This is a genomic window from Rahnella sp. CJA17(1/100) (assembly GCF_963881615.1).
Lineage (GTDB): Bacteria > Pseudomonadota > Gammaproteobacteria > Enterobacterales > Enterobacteriaceae > Rahnella > Rahnella aceris.
Genome location: NZ_CAWOJA010000045.1, coordinates 1 through 584 on the forward strand (window position 1 = coordinate 1; position 584 = coordinate 584).

Annotated in this window: 1 protein-coding gene; it reads left to right on the forward strand. The window is 53.3% G+C overall.

Features of this window, described 5'->3' with window-relative positions; all coding sequences use genetic code 11:
• On the forward strand, window positions 1-584 hold a 584-nt coding region (locus AACU55_RS19070; protein ID WP_240785708.1), incomplete at both ends, for a methyl-accepting chemotaxis protein.

Consider the following 584-nt stretch of genomic DNA (forward strand, 5'->3'; position numbering starts at 1 on the left):
GCGTTATTGATGCGCGGCAAATCTGTGATTTAGCCGTGTCGTCGGTCTCATCGCAAAAGCAGCAGATAGATTCGGTTGCCACCGCCGCAACGCAAATGGCGCAAACCAGCCAAGAAATGGCTGTCAGTGCCCAGCGTGCCAATGATTTTGCCCAGAAGGCGCAAACTCAAGCTCACGACGGTACACAGATTGTTTCCCGTGCGACCGAAGGGATGAAGGCGCTGTCAGAGCAAGTGATTGCCGCGGCGAAAGTGATTAAACACTTACGCAATAGCTCAGAGCAAATCGGTGAAGTCTTGAGTGTGATCCGTAATATTGCCGAGCAAACCAATCTATTGGCATTGAATGCGGCGATTGAAGCGGCGCGTGCGGGTGAGCAAGGCCGCGGTTTTGCTGTCGTGGCCGACGAAGTGCGCACGTTGGCATCGCGTACCCAAGATTCTACCGCCAACATTCAAGGTATTATTCAAACCTTGCAACAGAGTGCATTGCAGGCTGAGCAAGTGATGGAATCGGGTGTCGAGCAGGCGAAAGCGGGGCAAGACTTAACGACCCAAGTCGAAGCGGCACTGAATGATATTGCC